General features: G+C 44.2%; 19 protein-coding genes. 10 read left to right on the top strand and 9 right to left on the bottom strand.

Translation table 11 applies throughout. The annotated features are described in order from the left end of the window. Positions 1–53 precede the first annotated feature (53 nt). The 3 genes from napA to napF are packed head-to-tail and all read right to left on the bottom strand — an operon-like array spanning position 54 to position 3,381. Complete coding sequence (gene napA / locus R7040_RS20615; RefSeq protein ID WP_005389060.1) at positions 54–2,543, bottom strand: periplasmic nitrate reductase subunit alpha; 2,490 nt, start codon at positions 2,541–2,543, stop codon at positions 54–56. Then, positions 2,540–2,848 (bottom strand): chaperone NapD, encoded by a 309-nt coding sequence (locus tag R7040_RS20610; protein ID WP_005373535.1) that lies wholly within the window; start codon positions 2,846–2,848, stop codon positions 2,540–2,542. Before R7040_RS20610 ends, napA begins: the two co-directional genes overlap by 4 nt. A gap of 47 nt (positions 2,849–2,895) precedes the next feature. Then, positions 2,896–3,381: a ferredoxin-type protein NapF gene (gene napF, locus R7040_RS20605; protein ID WP_005373529.1), complete on the bottom strand. Its 486-nt coding sequence runs from the start codon at positions 3,379–3,381 to the stop codon at positions 2,896–2,898. A 247-nt stretch (positions 3,382–3,628) separates the two neighbouring features. On the opposite strand from napF, the gene narQ reads away from it, so the two are divergent. Both narQ and R7040_RS20595 read left to right on the top strand, forming a co-directional pair. Then, complete coding sequence (gene narQ / locus R7040_RS20600; RefSeq protein ID WP_025767926.1) at positions 3,629–5,365, top strand: nitrate/nitrite two-component system sensor histidine kinase NarQ; 1,737 nt, start codon at positions 3,629–3,631, stop codon at positions 5,363–5,365. 4 nt (positions 5,366–5,369) lie between these two features. Beyond that, complete coding sequence (locus R7040_RS20595) at positions 5,370–5,984, top strand: response regulator (protein ID WP_064354870.1); 615 nt, start codon at positions 5,370–5,372, stop codon at positions 5,982–5,984. A gap of 90 nt (positions 5,985–6,074) precedes the next feature. Here R7040_RS20595 and R7040_RS20590 read toward each other — a convergent pair whose 3' ends face one another. Beyond that, positions 6,075–6,248, bottom strand: a complete 174-nt coding sequence (locus R7040_RS20590) for a hypothetical protein (protein WP_005373524.1) — start codon at positions 6,246–6,248, stop codon at positions 6,075–6,077. A 261-nt stretch (positions 6,249–6,509) separates the two neighbouring features. Here R7040_RS20590 and R7040_RS20585 point away from each other — a divergent pair, with 261 nt between their 5' ends. Then, positions 6,510–7,373 (top strand): DUF6279 family lipoprotein, encoded by an 864-nt coding sequence (locus R7040_RS20585; RefSeq protein WP_064354854.1) that lies wholly within the window; start codon positions 6,510–6,512, stop codon positions 7,371–7,373. A gap of 170 nt (positions 7,374–7,543) precedes the next feature. After that, entirely contained in the window at positions 7,544–8,773 is a 1,230-nt protein-coding gene (pepT, locus tag R7040_RS20580) for a peptidase T (protein ID WP_017819893.1), read from the top strand. A gap of 82 nt (positions 8,774–8,855) precedes the next feature. On the opposite strand, the gene R7040_RS20575 is transcribed toward pepT, so the two are convergent. Further along, complete coding sequence (locus R7040_RS20575; protein ID WP_005373515.1) at positions 8,856–9,320, bottom strand: dCMP deaminase family protein; 465 nt, start codon at positions 9,318–9,320, stop codon at positions 8,856–8,858. Between the two features lie 419 nt (positions 9,321–9,739). On the opposite strand from R7040_RS20575, the gene vmeY reads away from it, so the two are divergent. Together vmeY and vmeZ are read left to right on the top strand one after the other, a co-directional pair. After that, the gene (gene vmeY, locus R7040_RS20570; protein ID WP_017635193.1) at positions 9,740–10,867 is read left to right on the top strand and encodes a multidrug efflux RND transporter periplasmic adaptor subunit VmeY; all 1,128 of its coding nucleotides are present in this window, start codon (positions 9,740–9,742) and stop codon (positions 10,865–10,867) included. Positions 10,868–10,875: 8 nt separating this feature from the next. Further along, entirely contained in the window at positions 10,876–14,028 is a 3,153-nt protein-coding gene (vmeZ, locus tag R7040_RS20565) for a multidrug efflux RND transporter permease subunit VmeZ (RefSeq protein ID WP_017635194.1), read from the top strand. 89 nt (positions 14,029–14,117) lie between these two features. On the opposite strand, the gene R7040_RS20560 is transcribed toward vmeZ, so the two are convergent. Continuing rightward, entirely contained in the window at positions 14,118–15,887 is a 1,770-nt protein-coding gene (locus R7040_RS20560; protein WP_064354851.1) for a methyl-accepting chemotaxis protein, read from the bottom strand. A 100-nt stretch (positions 15,888–15,987) separates the two neighbouring features. Continuing rightward, positions 15,988–16,401, bottom strand: coding sequence for an alternative ribosome rescue aminoacyl-tRNA hydrolase ArfB (gene arfB, locus R7040_RS20555; protein WP_017635196.1), 414 nt, complete (start codon positions 16,399–16,401; stop codon positions 15,988–15,990). Between the two features lie 76 nt (positions 16,402–16,477). Here arfB and R7040_RS20550 point away from each other — a divergent pair, with 76 nt between their 5' ends. Next, positions 16,478–17,080 (top strand): beta-phosphoglucomutase family hydrolase, encoded by a 603-nt coding sequence (locus tag R7040_RS20550; RefSeq protein ID WP_017819896.1) that lies wholly within the window; start codon positions 16,478–16,480, stop codon positions 17,078–17,080. An 88-nt stretch (positions 17,081–17,168) separates the two neighbouring features. Here R7040_RS20550 and R7040_RS20545 read toward each other — a convergent pair whose 3' ends face one another. Then, entirely contained in the window at positions 17,169–18,161 is a 993-nt protein-coding gene (locus R7040_RS20545; protein WP_017819897.1) for an OmpA family protein, read from the bottom strand. 458 nt (positions 18,162–18,619) lie between these two features. Here R7040_RS20545 and aroG point away from each other — a divergent pair, with 458 nt between their 5' ends. The 3 genes from aroG (at position 18,620) to R7040_RS20530 (ending at position 22,776) form a co-directional block, all read left to right on the top strand. After that, on the top strand, positions 18,620–19,672 hold the full coding sequence (gene aroG, locus R7040_RS20540; protein ID WP_017635200.1) for a 3-deoxy-7-phosphoheptulonate synthase AroG: 1,053 nt from the start codon (positions 18,620–18,622) through the stop codon (positions 19,670–19,672). Positions 19,673–19,831: 159 nt separating this feature from the next. After that, the gene (locus R7040_RS20535) at positions 19,832–21,004 is read left to right on the top strand and encodes an MFS transporter (protein ID WP_021035943.1); all 1,173 of its coding nucleotides are present in this window, start codon (positions 19,832–19,834) and stop codon (positions 21,002–21,004) included. 209 nt (positions 21,005–21,213) lie between these two features. Continuing rightward, a complete protein-coding gene (locus tag R7040_RS20530; protein WP_017819900.1) occupies positions 21,214–22,776 on the top strand; it encodes a methyl-accepting chemotaxis protein in 1,563 nt (520 codons plus the stop codon). A 141-nt stretch (positions 22,777–22,917) separates the two neighbouring features. Here the strand turns inward: R7040_RS20530 and R7040_RS20525 are convergent. After that, the coding region (locus R7040_RS20525; protein WP_318081545.1) for a transketolase-like TK C-terminal-containing protein at positions 22,918–23,229 on the bottom strand (312 nt) is incomplete at its 5' end.

Genomic DNA, 23,229 nt, shown 5'->3' with positions numbered 1-23,229 from the left:
AAATTCTTTATTAGGCCGCCATAATGACGGCCGTAGCATTCAGTATCTGAAGGTTAAGCAATCTTAGTGATTTTGACTGGGCACTTCTTAAAGTCTGTCTGTTTAGACAGTGGATCAGTCGCATCTAGGATAAGCTTGTTAATCAAAATACGTGCATCAAAGAACGGTACGAATACCAAGCCTTTTGGCGGACGGTTACGACCGCGAGTTTCAACACGAACGCGTACTTCACCGCGTTTGTTTGCCATGAGTACTTCTTCACCACGACGAACATTGCGTGCTTTTGCGTCTTCTGGGTGCATGTAACACACTGCGTCTGGTACTGCTTTGTATAATTCAGGTACACGACGAGTCATGGTGCCTGTGTGCCAATGTTCAAGAACACGACCAGTACATAACCACATATCAAATTCATCGTTCGGTACTTCTGGTGGCGCTTCGTATGGCGCGGAAATGATCTTCGCTTTGCCGTCAGCATTGCCGTAGAAGTCCCAACCAGAACCTTCTTTCGCGTATGGGTCTGAACCTTCTTTAAAGCGCCACTGTGTTTCCTTACCATCAACAACAGGCCAACGTAGACCACGTACTTGGTGGTAGCGGTCGTATGGAGCCAAATCATGCCCGTGACCACGGCCAAATGTTGCGTATTCCTCAAACAGACCTTTTTGAACATAGAAACCGAAGTGGTGAGCATCGTCATTCAGTTCACGAGCTTCTTCGATAGGGAATTTGTCGACGTTACCATTGCGGTAAAGTACGTCGTACATTGTTTTACCACGGTATTGAGGCGCTTTCGCTAGAAGCTCTTCAGGCCACACTTCTTCCATTTTGAAGCGTTTCGAGAACTCCATTAGTTGCCAAAGGTCCGATTTTGCTTGACCGACTGTGCCCACTTGTTGGTACCAAGCTTGGGTACGACGCTCTGCGTTACCGTAAGCACCTTCTTTTTCAATCCACATTGCGGTAGGAAGAATAAGGTCTGCTGCTTGTGCTGTTGCTGTCGGGTATGGGTCAGACACAACGATGAAGTTTTCTGGGTTGCGGTAACCTGGAAGACGTTCTGTATTGATGTTTGGACCGGCTTGCATGTTGTTGTTACATTGAACCCAGTAACAGTTCAGAACGCCGTCATTCAGCATACGGTCTTGCAATACGGCGTGGAAGCCAGGTTTTGGTGGAATCGTACCTTCTGGCAGTTTCCAGATGTCTTCTGCAATCTTACGGTGTTTAGGGTTAGCAACCACCATATCCGCTGGTAGGCGGTGAGCAAACGTACCAACCTCACGAGCGGTACCACATGCTGATGGTTGGCCCGTTAGTGAGAATGGGCTGTTCCCCGGAGTCGAGATCTTACCGGTTAGTAGGTGGATGTTGTAAACCAAGTTATTCATCCATACACCACGAGTATGCTGGTTCATACCCATCGTCCATAGAGACATCACTTTCGTGTTTGGATCCGCGTATTGCTTCGCAAGCTCGATAAGCTTCTCTTTCTCAACACCAGAGATTTCAGATGCTTTCTCTACTGTGTATGGCGCTACTGATTTCTTGTACTCTTCGAATGAGATAGAAGTGAGTTTGCCAGAGTTCGGGTTCTTCGCTGCTTTTTGTAGCGGATCGTCGTCACGTAGACCGTAGCCGATGTCAGTGTCTGCTTGAGTGAAGTTCGTGTGTTTGTTCACGAAGTCCCAGTTTACTGCATCGTTTTCGATGATGTAGTTTGCGATGAAGTTAGCAATTGCAAGGTCAGACTGAGGATTGAAAATGTAGCCGTGGTCAGCCAACTCAAATGAACGATGGTAGTAAGTAGAAAGCACGTTCACTTTAACGTGAGGGTGGCTTAGGCGGCGGTCAGTAATGCGAGTCCATAGAACCGGGTGCATCTCTGCCATGTTTGAGCCCCAAAGAACGAAAGCGTCTGCGTTCTCGAAGTCATCGTAACAACCCATTGGCTCATCGATACCGAATGCGCGCATGAAACCTACAACGGCAGAAGCCATACAGTGACGAGCGTTTGGATCAATGTTGTTTGATCGGAAGCCTGCTTTCATTAACTTTGACGCAGCGTAGCCTTCCATTACTGTCCATTGGCCTGAGCCAAACATACCTACGCTTGTTGGGCCTTTTTTCTCGAGGGAAGCTTTCCATTTCTCAGCCATGATGTCGAAAGCGTCATCCCAAGAGATAGGTGTAAATTCACCATCTTTGTGGAATTTGCCATCTTTCATTCGTAGCATCGGTTGAGTTAGACGGTCTTGACCGTACATGATCTTAGAAAGGAAGTAACCTTTGATACAGTTCAGACCTTTGTTTACTGGTGCTTCTGGGTCACCCTGTGTTGCTACCACTTTGCCGTTTTGAGTGCCAACAAGAACAGAACAGCCTGTACCACAGAAACGACAAGGTGCTTTGTCCCATGTGATTTTGGTTTGATCAGAGCTTGCAATCAGGTTGGCTGCAGATGCTGGTAGTGTCACACCTGCGACAGCAGCAGCTGATGCAGCCGCGTTTGCTTTCACAAACGCACGTCTTGTCATTTTCATACTTCACCCTCGATTTGGGAATGTTGTGTTCCAGTGTCTTCTTCATCCGTTTCTTCAAGCCCAGTTTCGATTTGGTGATAAACCAATACCGTGCTTAAGACGTTCGGTAAATTGTTAATGGCATCGATAGTGTCTGTGATGAAACCTTGGTTCTCAGTTTCAAGTACGACGATAATCTTGCCTTCAGGACTGTCACCATAGATTTCCGCATTTTCGTGTGCTTCTATCTTTTGTTTGATTTCGTCCAAATGTTCCGGCAGCACATGTACTACCAAACTTGAAATATGCACTTCATTTAGTGACATATAGCTCTCTCATTTATTTTTATTGCCTTTGGCCGACGACATTCGGCTTAGGCTGTTGTATTGCTCACATTGATGGATGAAGTCGGGCACACTGAAACACAGGCGCCGCAGCCGTTACACTCATCAAGGTCTAAATTGGGTTGTGCTACTTTCCCCAGTTCTAATTTGAACTGAATTGCCATCGGGTCGCACATATCCCCACAACTTCGGCATTCGACATTTTGTTTTGCTAAGCAGTTATCGTTGATACTTGCTTTTGCTTGCCAAGGTTGTTCTGTTTCTGGCAAGAAAAGGGGCTCAGGACAGGCGTTTGCACATTGATAGCAAAATGTGCATTCATCGATGGAAAAATCGACCGAGGGGAATCCGCCATCACTTTTGGTTATAATCTTTGTTTCACAGGCCTCAATGCATTTACCGCAGCGAGTGCAATCGTCCGTAAACTGTTGCGGTTTAGTTAACCAAGGCAAACGTACGGCGTTGTCGGGGTGCGCTTTTCTTGCAAAGAGTCTTCTTCTGGAAAGGTCTACCACTTAGTCACCTCGAAACTTGGAACCCAAACTAAGCATAGTCCACAATTTTCATTAATAAACTGTCATTTAAACTAACGAAATTGTAGTTTTTGACATATTTGTATAAATACCTCTTAGGGGGTAAATGGTATGCAATATTGTTTTGGATCAATAAATTCCGTCGCAGGTGATCACATATTGATAAAGTTGAAAGGTAATGGGTTCATTGCACGTAAAAATAGGATTGTTAATGGGCGAGGAACTCAGATTGTTTAAAAATGTGAAAAAGTCGGTGACGCGCACGATTGCGTCCGCGATGCTTCTTATTTTGCTGCTCTCAGTCGCTACGACTGGTTTTGCGATTTTTACGTTAGCGTCCAGTTTGAACGATGCTGAAGCCGTCAATGTTGCTGGCTCGATGCGAATGCAAAGCTACCGTCTGGCGAATGATATTCAGGTTAAATCTGTTGACTATTCTTCACATATTGACGCATTTGAACATTCGATATATTCACCTTCAATGAAAGCGCTTCAGCATTGGTCTGTGCCTGAAGACATCACTCACGATTACTACCGTCTTATTATCAGATGGCATGAACTCAAGGCGGTGCTGAGAGGAGACAACCCGGCAGAATATCAACTCCTAGTGGCCGGTTTTGTTGAACAAATCGATGAGTTTGTATTTAAGCTGCAAAGCTTTTCGGAGCAAAAACTGATTAACTTAGCCTGGATCGGCGGGTTAGGGTTGGGTGGCATCCTTTGTGTCAGTATGTTTGTCGTTCATTTTGTGCGCCTCGAAGTTGTTCGGCCTCTGCGTGCCTTAGTTTTTGCTAGCGAGCAAATTAAAAATCGCTCATTCAATATATCGCTCAATGTATCCAGCGATAATGAAATGGGAATACTGACTCGAACCTTTAACCGGATGGCGACAGACCTTGGTAAGTTGTACCGAGGATTAGAACAAGCGGTTGATGAGAAAACACGTAAATTGCAGCATGCCAACCAGTCTTTAGAAGTGCTGTATGACTCGTCAAAAGAACTCACGGCGTCGCGTATTAATCAAGACAATTTCCAGGCGATTTTGCAGCATATCGTCAGTCTTGAGGGCATTAAAGCGGTCAAACTTGAAATCGAGCAGCTGGGAGAACCGAGCTGGATATTGATGGAAGGAGAAGAATGCTGCCAAGATTGTGATGAAGATTGCCACGGTAAAGCCCTGATGCTAGATGGTGAGCACTTGGGCTATTTATATTGGAAAGCAGGGTTACCTTGTCCGAACGAGGCTCTTATTGACAACTTCGTGCAGATTTTATCACGCGCCGTGTATTACAATCGGGCGCAGCGCCAAGCAGAACAAATTCTGCTGATGGAAGAGCGAGCCACTATTGCTCGGGAGTTGCATGATTCATTGGCTCAAGCACTCTCTTACTTAAAAATTCAGGTCGCTTTGTTAAAGAGAAGCGTAAAGAACTTGCCTGACGAAAAGGCGATCGCGCAGGCTAATCAAGTTATTGCTGAGCTAGATACGGGCTTATCTGCCGCGTATACGCAGTTACGCGAGTTACTGACGACGTTTCGTCTTACGATTAAAGAGGGCAGTTTTGGCCAAGCATTGCAAGACATGGTTGAAACGCTCAGTGAACAAACTGCTGCGGACATTACGCTAAAAAATAGACTTTCATCAACTGAACTGGATGCACATCAGCAGGTTCATTTACTACAGTTGATAAGAGAAGCGGCAATTAATGCAATCAAACATGCGCAAGCAGATAATATTCACATTCAATGTCTCGATAATGATGGAAAAGTCACAGTAACCGTTAGCGACGATGGAATAGGCTTTGAACATCAAGACGAAAAATTAAATCATTACGGTATGAGTATCATGCAAGAGCGGGCCGCTAGACTGCATGCCGATCTGCACATCGAAGCATCGATAAACAAAGGTTGTACCGTAAAATTAGAATTCCAACATAGTAAGGAAGTAAACAGTGACAGTGTGTAAAGTAATGCTGGTGGATGATCATCCACTCATGCGAAGAGGTATCCACCAGCTTTTAAGCTTTGAGCCTGAGTTTGAGGTCATTGCAGAAGCAAGTAATGGCGCGGATGCAGTAGCGAAAGCGCATGAGCTAGAACTGGATCTTGTACTTCTTGATCTTAATATGAAAGGCATGTCTGGCCTTGATACTTTGCAAGCACTGCGTGCAGATGGCTGTGAAGCCAGAATTGTCATTCTAACCGTTTCAGATAGCCCAGCAGATATAGAAGCAATAGTTCGAAGTGGTGCCGATGGCTATTTATTGAAAGACACTGAGCCTGATGAGTTGGTTGAGTTGCTAAAACAAGCGCACCAAGGGGACAAGGCATACAGCCAAGAAGTTTCTAAGTATTTGAGTGAACGTTCAGAGCAAGAGGACGTGTTTGATACACTGACCGATCGTGAATTGCAGATCTTAAGAGAGGTGGCAAGAGGTTTCCGCAACAAGCAAATTGCCGATCGTCTTTTTATCTCTGAGTCTACGGTTAAAGTACATATGAAGAGTTTACTTAAAAAGCTTCAAGTTCCTTCTCGTACTGCAGCAACCGTCCTTTATCTTGAGCGCTTTGGCGACATCAAATAACATTGTTGGATTTTAATCTATAATAATAAATAAAATCAAATATTTATATGGATTCTGACGAATAAAAAAACCGCCTTTTAGGCGGTTTTTTTACTTGTCTGGGCGAATAGAGTACAAGTCACTGTTGTGCTTACCACACTCCAAATAGTACTGATAAGCCACTTTTTTGCTTTCAGCAATGACTCTCATGCAGTGCATTTTCCCCTGTTCAAAATATCGAATCTCATATTCTACACTGGTATCAAGTTGCTCAGCGGCTGCCATACTTCGCCTCCATAAACCATCCAAAAAACATCCATGCAAATTATATGCCGTTATAGGGAGCGTCGTTCGGTACGTTTTTTAGCCGATAATTGCGCTCTAACTCACTTTTTTGCGGATAGCTGTGATCAAAAAGTTAATTTCAAACTCTATATATTATTAAGGTGGCAATCAATATTTGTCACACTGGTGTAAGTTTGCCGCAATACTAAGTGATACAGGTTGAGTATAGAACTTAATCAACAGAAAAGGGAATACGAATAAGTGACTAAATTAAAGGATGTATCTAATAAGGCGCTTCGTTATGGCCTTCTATTTTGTTTCGTATTTCTGCTTGCCGGTTGTGCGAAAAAGTTTTTATACAGCAATATCGATTGGTTCGTGCTCGATTACTTAGAGGACTATGTCTCGTTGCAAGGGGAACAAGAAGTCCTAGTGGAAGAGCGCTTATTACTGTTGGCAGACTGGCACAAGAAAGAGGAGTTACCATTATATATCGAACATCTAAAAGACCTTGAGAGATTAAAAGCGAGCGATATCACCTTAAATTACTTACAACAAAATCGAGATAGAATGCGAGCGCATTACGATAGAGTGGTCAGCAAAGCAGCACCAGATCTTTTTGCGTTAAGTTTGCAATTAACGAAAGAGCAAGAACGCGAGTTTTTGAGTAATGTACAAGAACATTATCAAGAGCGAAACGCAAAATATGCCGATAAGACAGAAGATGAAGTGCGTGAAATTATTCTGGATAACACTGAAGAGTGGATGGAAGAATGGCTAGGGAATCTATCAGGAAATCAGCGTCAATTAGCTCAAACATTTTCTCAGCAAGTTATTTTAAACAGCCCTTTATGGAGAGATTATCGAGCCACGGTATATCAAGAGCTCGAATACTTGTTCGACAACAAATCTAATGTTGTGACTTATCAAGATATATTTATGCGACTCTTGTTCGAACCAGAGAGTTATTATAGTGAGCAGCTTTCTCTGAATATTGACTCTAACTTTGCATTGGTTGATCAACTGACATTAGATGTTTCTCGTTCGATGACCGATAAGCAATGGCGTCATTTTCGTGAAAAGGTTAAAGAGTGGCGAGTACTGGCTGAGGAACTTTTAGATTAAATTCATACCTCAATGAGCGAAAGCAAAGCGCAAAAGCCTTTCTTATCAAAAAATGATTCAAAGCAAATTCTTATTGAGCTAAGAGCGTAACATAGCGTGAGGTTTGATGAGGCAACGTCAGATTATCAATGCGTGATAAGGCCTCATCGTACAAAACAATGAGAATAAATATGAAACATTTAGTTGAAAGATTTCTTCGATACGTCACGTTTGATACCCAATCCAATCCACATGTGACGCTTTGCCCAAGTTCACCTGGCCAGCTTGTGTTTGCTGAGTTACTTAAAAAAGAGATGCTCGAACTTGGCTTAAGTGACGTGACTTTGGATAAAAATGGCTACTTGATGGCTAAACTGCCAGCCAATGTTGATTATGCGGTTCCTCCTATCGGCTTCATTGCCCATATGGATACCGCGCCGGATGCATCTGGCAAAAACGTAAAGCCGCAATTCATCGAAGATTACCAGGGTGGCGATATTGCATTAGGGTTGGGGGATGAAGTGTTATCTCCCGTGCAATACCCAGATTTACATCACCTACATGGCCACAATCTTATTACTACCGATGGCACTACATTACTTGGCGCGGATAACAAAGCCGGTATCGCAGAGATTCTTTCCGCGGTAGCTCTGCTACTGGAAAACCCAGACATTCCACACGGCGACATTTGTATCGGCTTTACTCCGGATGAAGAAATCGGTCGTGGTGCAGATTTGTTTGATGTTAAAAAATTTGGCGCGAAATGGGCATACACTATAGATGGTGGCCCGCAAGGTGAATTGGAATACGAAAACTTTAATGCAGCAAACGCTGATGTAATTTTTCATGGTGTTAGCGTTCATCCAGGTACTGCAAAAGGCAAAATGGTCAATGCGATGAACTTGGCTGCGAAATTTCAAGTTCAAATGCCCCAAGATCAAACTCCGGAAACAACCGAAGGTTACGAAGGGTTCTTCCATCTAAAATCGGCAGAAATGGGCGTTGCACGAAGCGAGCTAGGTTACATTATTAGAGACTTTGACCGTCAAAGACTTGAGGATCGAAAAGCCTTTATGCAGAAACTCGTCGATGAAATGAACACGGGTTTACGCCATGGTTCTGTAGAGCTAAAAATAAAAGACAGCTATTACAATATGAGAGAAATGGTTGAGCCTTACCCTCATATCATTGAGCTGGCAAAGCAAGCGATGGAAGCGTGTGATGTGGAACCGATTATAAAACCTATTCGTGGTGGTACAGATGGTGCTCGTTTATCTTTTATGGGTTTGCCGTGCCCGAATATCTTCACCGGTGGTTTTAACTTCCACGGAATTCATGAGTTTATTTCTGTTGAAATGATGGAAAAATCAGTACTCGTTATTGTCAAAATTGCTGAGCTCACAGCGAAAAAACACAGTTAAAAGACTACGTCGAGACCTCTTGCAGATTTAATAACAAAATAGCCCAGATCTTCCTGGGCTATTTAAATATTAAGATGGAATACTAGCGCACGTCTTTGTCTTCAATTTCAATGTCTTCTAGTGGTAACCAGTCGACTTTCACACCCGCTTGATCGAACATATCTTGACTGACTTGGATTTTATCTCCCCAGCGAGATAAAAAGTCTTCAGACTGCTCAGGGCAGTGTACGTGTGAGATCCCTGTTTGAATGATCTTTGCCGCGCAGTTAGGGCAAGGAAAATGCGTTACCCAAATATCACATCCGTCTAAGTCACGTTTTGAGAACAAAATTGCGTTCTCTTCCGCGTGCAGTGTTTTAAGGTATTTCAACTCGCGCTCATCGGTGTCGACACTGTCAGAAACACCATGCGGATAGCCATTAAATCCAACAGATACAATGCGATTCTGTTTAGTAATAACGGCACCGACTTGTGTTGATGGGTCCTTACTCCAAGACGCCACTAGTTCTGCCATCTGGTAAAAGCGTTTCGCCCATTTAGAAATCATAGTCATCCTCTCTGTCGAAGGCGTTGAATTAATTGAATGATAACCCATTTATATTAAAAAAATAGTCAAAATCGGGGTCTTGAGTATGAAGGCGTCACTTTTTACCTTTTTAGCCACAAAACGTTCTTATCTTGAGCACTGAATCTCACTTTACGCCCGAATACAATACTCCCGTTAGTGTTTCCAAGCACACGCTAAAATTCGCGATCTCCTAAGGCGTATATTAAATAGTTATGATTGAGTTGTATGTATATTGCTCATTGAATACCACTGTTAACTAAATTACTTTATTTTCCTTTTGTTTCTCATGTTTACATTTAGAAACACCTTGGGCGCTTTTCAGTGAAGTTTTCAGTGGCAGCAAGGAGTAAGGTTGATAGGAATTCAACAATATCCTGTTCTATAAAGACGGTAAATACATGCAAAAGAAACCACTTGTCGCACTAATGGCGGCTACAGCAATCCTCGCAGGATGCGGGGAAGCTAATAATGCCCAAACGAAAGGTCAAGCGCCTCTCGTAGTGACTCAGGATGTCACGGTTATCGACTACCAACCGAGCAAGTCTTATATCGGTCGCATTGAAGCAGTAGAAGATACCAATATTACCGCGCAGATTTCTGGCTACTTAAAAGCTCGTCACTTTGAAGAGGGGCAAATGGTAGAAAAAGGGCAGCTCCTTTACTCTATCGAGCCATCTTCTTTTGAAGCCCAAGTCGCGAGTGCTAAAGCCGCACTTGCACAAGCTAAAGCGGCGCTAAAAAAAGCCGAATTAGATCATACTCGAGGTAAAAACTTGTTGCCTCGCGGTAGTATCTCTCAATCTGAGTTTGATGCTTTAACTGCGGCACTTCTTGGTGCGAGAGCAGAGCTAGAAGCGGCAAATGCTCAACTTAAACTTGCTGAAGTTAACCTTTCCTATACTCAAATCCGAGCACCTTTTAGCGGACGTATTAGTGATACCAAAGTTAGTACGGGTGATCTGGTTTCTCCATCATCTGGCGTGCTGACAACTCTGGTGAGTTTAGATCCAGTTCATACCTCATTTAGTGTGAGTGAGCGTGAGCGTTTAGCTATGGGTATGGATCAAGTAAAAGGTGATGGCTCGGCTGAATCAAACCGCGTTGAAGTTCAGCTTGAACTGGAAAATGGACAGTTTTTTGAGCATCTAGGTAAGCTTGATTTCTTAGGTAATCGTATTGACACCAAAACGGGTACGATTGCTATGCGCGCGCTAGTGCCAAACCCAGAGCAGAAGTTACTTCCGGGTCAACACATCAAAGTGAACTTGAGAGATAAGAACACGAAAGACGTTATTGTTATCCCACGACGTGCCGTACAGACTGACTTAGAAGGTGACTTTGTGATGGTGATGGCTGAGGGAAGTGTGGCAGAGCGTCGTAACGTCGAGCTTGGCCCTCAGGTTGAACAAGGCATTATCATTCGAGAAGGGCTCGATCAGGAAGATACGGTTATTACACAAGGCCTACAACGTGTGCGTAATGGTGTAGAAGTGCGCCTTCAAGCACCTGCTGAAGATAAGCAGTAGGGGGCACTATGTTAAGTCGTTTCTTTATTCAGAGACCTAAATTCGCGCTGGTTATTTCGATCATATTAACGCTAGCCGGCGCGATCTCACTGGCGATTTTGCCAGTGGCTGAGTACCCACAGATAAGCCCGCCATCAGTAAGCGTTTCGGCTTACTACACTGGCGCGAGTGCGGAAGTTGTCGAGCAGGCCATTGCGGACCCCATAGAGACCTCAGTCAACGGCGTTGAGGATATGATATACATGTCTTCAAAGAGCGCGAACGATGGCTCTTACAGCCTAAACGTCACGTTCGATGTTGGCACCGATCCAGATATGGCGCAAGTTAACGTGCAAAACCGCGTGTCACAGATTGAGTCAAAACTGCCTCAAGAAGTTCGCATGGTTGGTGTGACGGTGAAAAAGCGTTCACCTGACTTGCTGATGGTACTTAACTTCTATTCACCTGATGGCAAATACGATGATCAGTTCTTGATTAACTACATTAACTTGAATGTAAAAGATCAGTTGGCTCGTGCGAAAGGTATCAGTGAAGTTAACGTGATTGGTGGTGGCGAATACGCAATGCGTGTTTGGTTAGATCCTGAAAAAATGGCCAACCTTAAGCTAACCACGTCAGACGTATACGCCGCTTTGGCTGAACAGAACGTTCAAGTTGCGGCAGGGCGTGTAGGTGCAGCACCATACAACAATCCGCAAGAAGTTCAGTTTAACCTTGTGACCAAAGGTCGCTTGGAAAGCGTGAGTGAGTTTGAGAACGTAGTCCTTCGAGCTAATCCCAATGGCTCTACGGTTTATCTGAAAGATGTTGCTCGCGTTGAACTAGGCAAAAAGTTCTACGATGGTAACGGTAAGTTCCGTGGCCAGGACGCGTCAATCGTTGCGTTGTCTCTTCAATCGGATGCGAATGCGTTAGAAAGTGGTCAGGCCGTCATGGAGCTCCTTGAGGGCTTGAGCAAAAACTTCCCAGAGGGAATGGAATACGAGACCAGCTACGATACAACCGTGTTCGTATCTGAATCGATCAAAGGGGTAGTAAAAACACTGATTGAAGCGATTCTATTGGTGATCGCTGTAACTTACTTGTTCTTGGGTAGTGCGCGTGCAACGTTGATTCCTGTTGTCGCGATCCCCGTTTCTCTGATTGGTACGTTTGCCATCATGCAGGCAACGGGCTTCACCATTAATACGGTTACTTTGTTTGGCCTGATCCTTGCGATTGGTATCGTGGTGGACGATGCGATTCTGGTTATCGAAAACGTCGATACTACCATGGCGAAAGACCCAACCATTTCACCGCGTAAAGCGACGTTGCTAGCGATGAAAGAAGTAACGGGACCAATCATCACGTCGACCTTGGTTCTACTTGCGGTATTCATACCCGTCGCCATGCTGCCAGGTATCACCGGTATCATGTATCGCCAGTTCGCTTTGACCATCTGTATTTCGGTTGTGATTTCATCCATCAATGCATTGACGCTGTCTCCAGCACTTTGTTCTCTGGTATTGAAGCAGGGTGGGGGCAATACCGCTAACTGGTTCCAGGCTTTCAACCGAGGCTTAGAGCGCATCACTACGCGTTATGGCCAGATCGCTGGTTTCTTGGTGAAGAAGTCTTTACTGCTCGTGACGTTCTTTATAGTTGCTATCGCAGCGGTCACTTTCTTTGCGAAAACCACCTCTACAGCGTTTGTTCCTCAAGAAGATAAAGGCATTTTGCTGGTTAACGTACAGCTACCAGATTCAGCCTCTTTATCACGCACTGAAGAAGTCACCAATGATTTAATGAAAATGATCGGTGAAGAACCTGGTGTGGATGGTGTGACGGTTGCGAACGGTTACTCGTTTATGACAGGCGCAGCAGCATCAAACGGTGCTTCTGTATTTATCAAATTGCATGATTGGGATACTCGTAACTCGCTGCAAGGAGAGCACTCTGCTAATGCTATCGCGGCACGTATTAACGGGCGAGCGGCGACAGAGTTACCTCAAGCGGTTGTTTTTGCGATGGGACCACCGGCGGTTCCAGGTATGGGCGCTGCGTCTGGTTTTGAGTTTGTGCTTGAAGACACGCTAGGGCGAAGTCGTACCGACTTGTCGATGGTCATGGGAGAAATGATCCAAGCGGCTAACCAAGCGCCTGAAATTGCCTACACGTTTAGCACGTTCCGCGCGAATGTTCCGCACTACTACGTTGATATCGATCGTGAGAAAGCGCAGCAATTAGGTATTTCGCTGTCGTCTATTTTCCAAACCTTGCAAGGCAACTTAGGTTCGCTTTATGTGAATGACTTCACCATGTTTGGTAAGAACTTCCGCGTAACCATGCAAGCTGATAGCCAGCACCGTAGCAGCATGGAAGATCTAGAGCGTTTCCATGTTCGTTCTTCGAACGGTGATATGGTCCCGTTAAGTACGCTAGTGAGCTACGAGCAAGTGTTTGAGCCTGATGTGGCGTGGCGTTACAACATGTACCGCAGTGCTATCATTCAAGGCCAACCAGCACCGGGTTACTCTAGTGGTGATGCGATTGCCGCAATGGAACGCGTTGCTGCTGAAGTTCTTCCACAAGGGTACACGTATGAATGGACAGGTATGGCTTATCAGGAAGTGCTCGCGGGTAACCAAGCCATTTATGCGTTTGCGCTGGCTTTGATCTTCATTTACTTGTTTATGGTGGCTCAGTATGAGAGTTGGAGTATTCCACTGGCTATTATTTTGGTGGTCCCAGTAGCAACGTTAGGTTCCTTCCTTGCGTTGAATCTAACTGGCACGCCGCTTAACTTGTATGCCCAAATTGGTCTTGTCTTGCTCATAGCCTTGGCGGCGAAAAACGCAATTTTGATTGTGGAGTTCGCCAAGCAAGAGCGAGAAGAAAAAGATGCTGATATCGATAGTGCAGCGGTTAAAGGAGGCACGTTACGTTTCCGCGCTGTGAATATGACATCCTGGTCATTTATCCTGGGTATCTTCCCGCTTATCTTTGCCGCTGGTGCGGGGCACGTCAGTCAAAACTCACTCGGCGTGTCGCTGATTGGTGGTCTATTGTGTGTGCTTCTAGCAGGTACATTCTTGATCCCAGGCTTCTACGCCCTGGTGCAAAGACAGCGTGAGAAAGTTCATGGCGGCAACACCAAGCTGGTTCCTCTTGATGATGAATAATCACATCCGAAGTGCGCAGTAAGCACGAAGTGACAATTGAAAAAAAGCCCGAAGCAATGATTGCCTCGGGCTTTCTATTTTGAAAAGGGTTATTTTAGCGCAGTTTTGAATTGTGCAACAGCTTCATCCATATCATGAGCTTGAGCAGAGACAGAGTTGACTTCATGCAAGCATTCCTGAGCGGATTGCATGTTATTCTCAGATATTGCGTTTAGCTCGGTGATTGAACCGCTAACTTGGTTCATCACGATACCTTGTTCTTCAATTGCTGAAGCTATGCGCTCCGAATTACCTTGAATTGAATGCATGTCAGTGATGATCTGTTGCAGGCTAGAATCCAGTTTTTCAGAAGCATTAAGTGTTTGTTGCCCTTGATCGTTACATTGATCAATATCAGCAACAACTGTAGACATTTGAGTTTGAATATCTGCAACTACCCGCGTGATTTCCTCTGTGGATTGATGAGTTCGGCTAGCTAGGGCGCGTACTTCATCGGCAACAACTGCAAACCCGCGGCCTTGTTCGCCTGCTCGCGCGGCTTCAATTGCTGCGTTGAGAGCTAGTAGGTTGGTTTGCTCTGCAATCTCTTGGATGATGTTCACGGCACCACCAATTTTATCTACATGCTGATTCAGCGAGCCAATCGACTGCTGGCTGTTTGATAAAATCGTGGTTAGTTGACCGATGTTGGTTACCGTCGCCTCAACAACTCCTCGACCTTGTTCGGCATTATTCGCTGCCTGATGTACGCCTTCTACCGCAACTGATGTGCTTTCTGAGATTTCACCTATTGTGGCAACCATTTGCTGAACTGCCGTCGCCATTGATGCAGTGTGGTCAGTTTGAGTGTGGAATTGCTCCATAACGCCTTCTAACTCACGATGCATATTATCGGTACTTGCAGTGAGTTGCGCCGATTTTTCTTGGGTACTACTAATTAGATGCTCAAGCTTATCCAATAGGTCATTGAGGTGATGACTGATATCAAATAGCTCGTCTTGACCTTTCAAATCAGATCGAAGTCCCATGTTGTTCGTTTCGCTGATACTTCGAATGGTGCCAAGTAAGCTATTCACTCGCGTATTGATTGAACGTGAAATTTGCCAAATCAATGCGAAAATAACGACTAAGATCAGAGCTGTAATGACCTGCTTGATGGTCGACATTTGTTCATCACGTTGTGCGGCAGCAGAGCTAAGGGCTGTGGAAAAGGTTTCAAATTGCTCTTCTACGGCATGGGATAATGCGCGAGTTTCACCGAGTAGGCCTTTGTCATAAGCAACCCCAACAACTTGCTTTTGGGCCGCCAATTGCTTACCTGTTTTGATAAGCTCCGGAGCATATTGCCCCTCAAGCAAGTCACTATTGAATAGTCCTGCTTTTACCGCAGAGTCAAAACGGACTAATGCCAATAACTGCTGGTGGTCTGAACGTTGTTTTGCTTCTAATAGTGCTTGTTCGTAACCAGCGAGAAGCCCACTCTTTGAATCAAGCCCGTATAGTTGGTAAGCGCTGACCAGATTCTGAAAGCCCCTTTGGTATGCGAGCAAGTCTTGCTTAAATTGTTGACTGGAAGGTAATTCATTACTCTTGAGTATGTTCGCAAGCTCTTTTTCTGTGTCTATAAACTTGTCAACATTGGCGTCAAACTTATTTAGATATTTGTCATTACTACGTAGTAGGAAATCTTTTTCATTTCTGCGTAAGTTGAGTAAGCGTATTTCTAGATCACCAACGAGTTTGATCGCGTGATTTAGATCATTGCTCTTGTTTTCAAAATGGGATGACGTACCCAAAAGGGCCACGATGCCTAAAATGGCGATAACTCCGAGGAAGTAGAGTTTTTGCCTAATAGTCATATTGTTGTTTCCTGAATAAGTAACTAAAAAGAGAAATCCAATGAGATTTCCAAGGGCTAGCAAACGTTGTTCAACTAACATGTCGAGAAAACGACATTCACTAATACAGCACTTTTTTACGTTGCTGTTTTTTCGCTCCGTGCTTGTTTTTTGTATCAAGTCGTCGGCGTTGAGAAGCGCGGGTTGGTTTCGTTTTAATACGCTTCTTCTCCTGTAAAGCGGCAGCTTTTATCAATGCTTGAAGCCGATTTAGGGCGTCTTCCTTATTTTGTTCTTGTGTCCGAAATTGTTGCGCTTTGATGATGATCACGCCATCTTTACTTATACGACTATCAGAAAGTGCAAGTAATCGCTCTTTGTAAAAGTCAGGTAAGCTTGAATGCCGGATATCAAAGCGCAGGTGTATAGCGGACGCTACCTTGTTAACGTTCTGGCCACCATTTCCTTGAGCTCTAATTGGGGATAATTGAATTTCCCACTCTTGAATTGTGACGGAGTTCGAAATTTTGAGCATGATAAGTAAATGCCGGTAAGGACGATTGAAAGAGCTGATAAATTAACATTACAGATGCACAAATAGAAGAAAAGACATGAGCACGATTGATTTTAGACCCTATGAGGGATTCATATTTGATATGGATGGTACTCTAATCGATACCATGCCAGCCCACTTGGCAGCTTGGCAAGCAACTGCTGAGCGTTTTGATTTTCCGTTTTGCCAGGAATGGTTTCACAGTTTGGGAGGGATGCCGAGCTTTAAAATTGTTGAGGAACTAAATCGTGTGCATGAGCTTTCGTTAGATCCTAAAACTGTCGCGACATTTAAAATGGAAACATTCGCTGCTATGGAGCTTCATGGTGACGTTATTCCTTGCACGAACATCGTGTTAGAGGAATATTTAGGCCATAAGAAAATTGCAGTCGGGACTGGCAGCCAACGAGAAAGTGCCATGCGCTTATTAAGTCATGCAGGTTTATTAGACAAGTTAGATGTTGTAGTAACCGCGAGTGATGTAGAGAACCATAAACCCTTTCCAGATACCTTTTTGGTGGCCGCGGAACAACTCGACTTGGAGGCGTCACAGTGTCTTGTGTTCGAGGATACTGAGTTGGGGAAGCGAGCGGCGCATGCAGCTGGTATGGATTGCGTTATGGTGCAAGATAATGAGTTGATCTTTTTCCCAAAACCATAGTGGCAATATCCCTTAATATGAGATCAAAATGGGGTGCAAATGCACCCCATTAATTTTTACCACATCATCGATCATGAATCATAGATGCTTATTCTGGTTGAACTAGCTCTTGGTATTCAAATGAAGGTACCACAACTTCTACGCGACGGTTTTTCTCACGACCTTCGCGAGTGCTGTTGTCAGCAACTGGGTTTTCTTCACCCATACCTTTAACTGTCAAACGATCTGAACCAATGCCAGCTGCGGTTAGGTAATCAGCAACAGATTGAGCACGACGCTCAGACAGTTTTTGGTTGTATGCCGCAGGGCCTGAGCTATCCGTGTAACCAGTAATCTCTACTTGAGCTTGAGGATATTCGTTCAAGAATGAAACAAAGTTGTCCAGACGTTCAGAAACGGACTCTGTTAACTTAGCACTATCGAATTCAAACGTACCTGTACCGTACTCTTCTTTGTGCACCTTGCTCATCATCACTGGTTCTGGATCTGGCTCGATCACTTCTTCCGTTACAACTGCTGCAACAACTGGAGCTGCTGCGAATTTGTAGTTAACACCGATACCAAAGAAGTTAGCATCCATGTCGTCCCACACGTCGTCAGACATGTCTTGGTAACGTTGGTATTCAGCGCGAACACTCCAGTTTCTATCGATCGAGTATTCAGCACCCAAAGAACCTGTTGGGACAAAGTCTGTTTCGTCATCAGACATCATGTAAGCACCACCGATCTTAGCAAACAGATTCCAAGAGTCGTTTAAGTGCCAGTTGAATTTAGGTGCAAGTGTTAAAGCCGTTAGATTGCCGTCAATCGTATTAACCGTGTTAGCCCCTGACATCGAGTTAGCTTTGTAGTCGCCTAAGAAGTCTACGCCGTACTCTAGCCCAATGATATCGGTAAAGTCATAACCGATATGTAGTCCTGCACCAAACGCTTCATCATCACAAGGGCTATTTAGATAGCAAGCGTCGTCAAGTGTAGTCATGCCCACTTTGCCCCCGATGTACATTTCAGCTTGAGCAGAGTTTAAAAGCGCGCTACTACCAGCTACCACTGCTGCTACTGCAATTGCTACTTTGTTCATAATATTTCCTTGTATTGATTGCATATTAACTTCTACTTCGTTTTATCAAAAAATTAGAAAAAACCAGCGTTTATAAGAAATTAGTTTAATATTCTAATCATTTCATATCAAGCAACAATATATTTGAACTTGATCAACATTTACTACCCAAAAATACCTCACAAACTTCTGATATTTCTTACATTGTAGTAAAGATTTTTTGGTGCATAAGAAAATTGATGATTATTTTGAACTTTTTTCGTAAACTTTACTTTACATTGTGCGCAGTAGTTAACAGGTGGCTTTTATTTGCATTTATTTGCAAAAACTGATTGCAAGTCTACGCCTAAGCCGATAAGTTACTTAAACGCTAGACAGAAAATGACCACAGCCCTTGATGCTGCTCGCTTTGTGAACAATGTTGCAATGAGTTCAGTTGGTAAAAATGGGGTCGGAAATAAAACCAGGAAGTAGAAGTAATGTTTCAAACTGATGATGTAAGAATAAATAGAGTAAAAGAGTTATTGCCACCTGTTGCAGTATTAGAGAAGTTCCCAGCGACTGAAACCGCTTCTTCGACCACTTTTGATTGCCGTAACGCCATTCACAATATTCTTGAAGGAAAAGACGATCGATTACTCGTGATCGTTGGCCCGTGTTCTATTCACGATCCGGCTGCCGCGGTTGAGTACGGTAAAAAGCTAAAAGTATTACGTGATGAACTGGGCGAGCAGCTTGAGGTTGTTATGCGAGTTTATTTTGAAAAGCCGCGTACGACCGTTGGTTGGAAAGGCCTTATCAATGACCCTTACTTAAATGACACCTATAAGCTAAATGATGGTCTACGTATCGGACGTAAACTTCTTCTTGATCTAACCGATATGGGCTTGCCAACGGCAAGTGAATTCTTAGATATGATCACACCTCAGTACGTGGCGGATTTGATCAGTTGGGGCGCTATCGGTGCTCGTACGACAGAATCTCAGGTTCACCGCGAGCTAGCTTCTGGTCTTTCTTGTCCTGTAGGTTTCAAAAACGGTACAGACGGGAATATTAAAATAGCGAGCGACGCGATTCGTTCTGCAAGCGCTTCCCATCACTTCCTTTCAGTAACAAAATACGGTCATTCCGCGATCGTAGAAACCGCTGGTAATCCAGACTGCCATATTATTCTACGTGGCGGTAAAGAACCAAACTACAGTGCAGCACATGTAGCTCAAATTAAAGATGAGCTGGACACCGCAGGTCTGCCGAAAAAAGTGATGATTGATTTTAGCCATGCTAACAGCTCGAAGCAGTTCAAGCGTCAAATGCTGGTGTCTGATGATGTATCCGAACAAATCTCTGCTGGCGAAGAAGCCATTTTTGGTGTGATGATCGAGTCTCATTTAGTTGAAGGTCGCCAAGACTTAGTGGATGGCAAAGCAGCCACTTATGGTCAGTCGATTACTGATGCATGTATTGGTTGGGAAGATACGGAAACGGTACTTCGTCAGCTTTCTGATGCAGTAAAAGCGCGCCGCAACAAGTAAGCTCAACAGAAAAACTTTTTAAAAGCGAAAAGTGAATAGTGAAGAGCCAGAGGTACTATGCCTCTGGCTCTTTTTGTTGAGAATTACTCTCATATCTTTCTATTGTTTCTGCTTTCCTATATGTTATCTGTATACGTTGTAACCAAAAGGAATTTGGAATTGAATCGTAATGTATGGCTTCTATCCCTCTGCCAAGCCTTATTAATGACAGGGAATATTTTACTCATATCTGTTATTGCCCTTATTGGCAAAACACTTGCGCCGTCATCAAGTTTTATCACATTACCAGTTGCACTGCAGTTTTTGGGACTGATGGCCGCGACAATTCCTGCGTCGCTAATTATGGGCAAGTTAGGGCGTCGCCTTGGTTTTAGCCTTGGTAATGTCATTGGCATTTTGGGTGCTAGTCTAGCGACGTATGCATTAAGTCAACAAAACTTCTATCTGTTCTGCATGTCTACGTTTTTGCTTGGTGTTGGTATAGGTTTCGGTACTCTATACAGGTTTGCTGCCATTGAAGTGTGTGAAGAGTCGGCAAGGCATAGGGCGATTTCGATATCTATGGCGGGTGGGGTGTTAGCGGCGATCCTTGGGCCTAATCTGGCCGTGTACTCGCAGCAGTGGTCAGATGATGGCTTATACATTAGTGCATTTGCTGTGCTTGTCGTGCTTTATATAACCGCGTTGGTTGTGCTACAAACCATTCGTTTTCCACCTGCACACACGCAGGCGCTACACGCTAAGGCGGATAAGCTGAGACTGATTATTCGTCGACCTAATTTCATGCTGGCAGTTATCGCGGCAATGGTTGCGTACGCGGTGATGAACATTTTAATGACAGCAACTCCTTTAGCGATGATTGGTTGTGGCTTTGATTTTGATAAAGCGGCGGGAGTGATCGAATGGCACGTGTTGGGTATGTTTGCACCTGCGTTTGTCACGGGCCGTCTGATAGAGCGGTTTGGCGCTAAGAATATGATTTTGGCGGGTGGATTGCTATTTGTTGCTTGTATTGGAATTAATATACATGGAGTGTCTATCTGGCATTTTAGTCTTGCTTTAATCCTGTTAGGAATAGGGTGGAACTTTATGTTTATCGCAGCAACCGGGCTGTTTAGTCAAAGTTATGAAGCGAAAAACAGAAGCAAGGCTCAAGCGTTTAATGAATTCTTCGTGTTCAGTTGTGTCACCATCACCGCATTACTATCTGGTTGGCTTGAGTCTACCGTAGGTTGGCAGAATCTTAATTTGTATGTTCTTCCATTTGTGTTACTCGTTATCGCGATGTTTGCGTTAAAAACGAATAAAAAGCCAGAATCACAAACCGCTTAATTGAGGCTTAATATATAACCCGGCCGATCGTGTCGGGTTTGTTTATTAGCTCAAATCAACAATCTCTTCTTTATGTTTTTATCGATAATGTGAATTCCCACAATAAAAATGTCGATTTGATAAGACTTTTTATCTAACTTTTTGTAATAAAAATAAAAATCCTGTATATATCTTGCCGAAAATCAATAAAAACTAAAGAAGTTTCGTCTATGTCAGCCAATATTTCTCATAAAGCTCAAGAAACTCTCGTGAGGGAGTCTGAGGAACTCGTCTCAACAACGAACTTACAAGGTGTTATTACATATTGTAATGAAGCCTTTTGCCGCGTTGCTGAATACACTCACGAAGAACTTGTCGGTCAGAACCATAATATAGTTCGTCATAATGATATGCCTAAAGCCGCTTTCGGTGATATGTGGGCACGCCTTAAACAAGGTAAAGCCTGGCGTGGAATGGTTAAGAATGCCACTAAGTCTGGCGGTTACTATTGGGTTGATGCTTATGTCACCCCTATCTACGAAGACAACCATGTTGTTGGGTATCAATCAGTGCGCGTGAAACCAAAGCGAGAGTGGGTTGATATTGCGACAAAAGCCTACAAAAGCATGCGTGCTGCAGAGAAGTCTGGTCGAACTTGGTCGTTGAAAATCAATGAAACCATTCGCTATGCGATTCTACTTGGTGCACTAACCGCACCTGCAACCGCATATGCGTTGTCTGTTGAAGGGCCGTTGGCTTGGCTTGCAAGTGCGTTACCTGCAAGTGTTCTGGCTCTGTTATTCCGCCAAGAGTTAATTGATACACCTCAGCAACTTAAAAAGTTACAAAAGCAATATGACAGCGTAAGTCGCTTGATCTATTCCGGTAACACGGCATTTTCGATTGCCGATTTCCATATCAAAATGCTATCCGCAAGAATTCGAACCGTGTTAGGAAGAATGACTGACTCCGCATTGCCTTTGCAGCATTGCGCCGAAGAGCTTAGTCAAACAACGGCAGAAGTCTCAGCTGCATTAAATCAGCAAAATACCGATATTCATCGTGTGCGAGATGCTACCCAAGAGGTGGAGTCGTCGGCAAATTCGGTTTCTTCGAGTACCAATGATGCCCATATGTTGATTGATGATACATTGAAGTCATGCTTGATGGCGAAGGAGACCATCGATCAAACGCACACCAATCTAGCGAAGTTAAGCCTTCAAGCTGAAAAAGCGACGGAAACGACGTATCAACTGAGTGATCAGGCGCAGAAGGTGAACCATTTGATGGAAGAGATTGGTGGGATCGCAGAGCAAACCAATTTACTGGCACTCAACGCGGCGATTGAAGCGGCAAGAGCAGGGGAGCAAGGTCGTGGTTTTGCTGTTGTAGCTGATGAGGTCCGCGCGCTTTCTGGGCGAACATCCAATGCAACTGAACAAATCCAAGCCTCTATCTCCACTATGTTGGCAACGATTCAAAGTTGGCAGAAAGATATTCTGGCAAACAAAGAGCAAACCGATGCCTGTTCTCAAGTAGCAGAACAAAGTGCGTTACGTTTGTCTGAAGTTGAACAGATGATGCAAACCATGAGTGGGCTGATGGTTGATGTAGCAGAAGCGGCGAATAACCAGTTAAAGCTATCTAGTGATGTAAACCAGCACATTCATTCTATCGCTTCGACCGCAGAACAAAACTTGGCAGCAACACATTCAGTTGAGCAAAATAGCCGACAGTTGAAAGACCAAGTACAAGATTTCTATCAGCTCGCACTTCGATTTGAAGACAAATAGTCGTAACGAAAGTTGTGATGTTTATGTCCTGGCTGCGTTTATGCGAATAGGAGCCAGATAAAAGAAAGCCCCGCCATTGCTGGTGGGGCTTTTCAGTTTTCACATTCGCAATAGAGAAAACTGATTATCTTTTTACTGCAATTACGCGAGTAGCTCTTTTGCTGTGTTCACTACGTTTTCAGTCGTGAAACCAAACATTTTGAATAGTTCGCCGGCTGGTGCAGATTCACCGAATGAAGTCATACCAATGATGCGACCGTCGAAGCCTACGTACTTGTACCAGAAGTCAGCAATACCTGCTTCAATTGCGATACGCGCTGTTACGTCTGATGGCAGTACAGCTTCACGGTAAGCGGCGTCTTGTTTGTCGAATGCGTCTGTTGATGGCATTGAAACAACGCGTACTTTCTTACCTTCAGCAGTTAGCTGTGCTGCTGCTTCTACTGCTAGTTC

Source organism: Vibrio sp. 1069 (genome assembly GCF_033340555.1).
The sequence above is the reverse complement of the archived record's forward strand: the minus strand, read 5'-3'. Positions and strand labels throughout refer to the sequence as shown.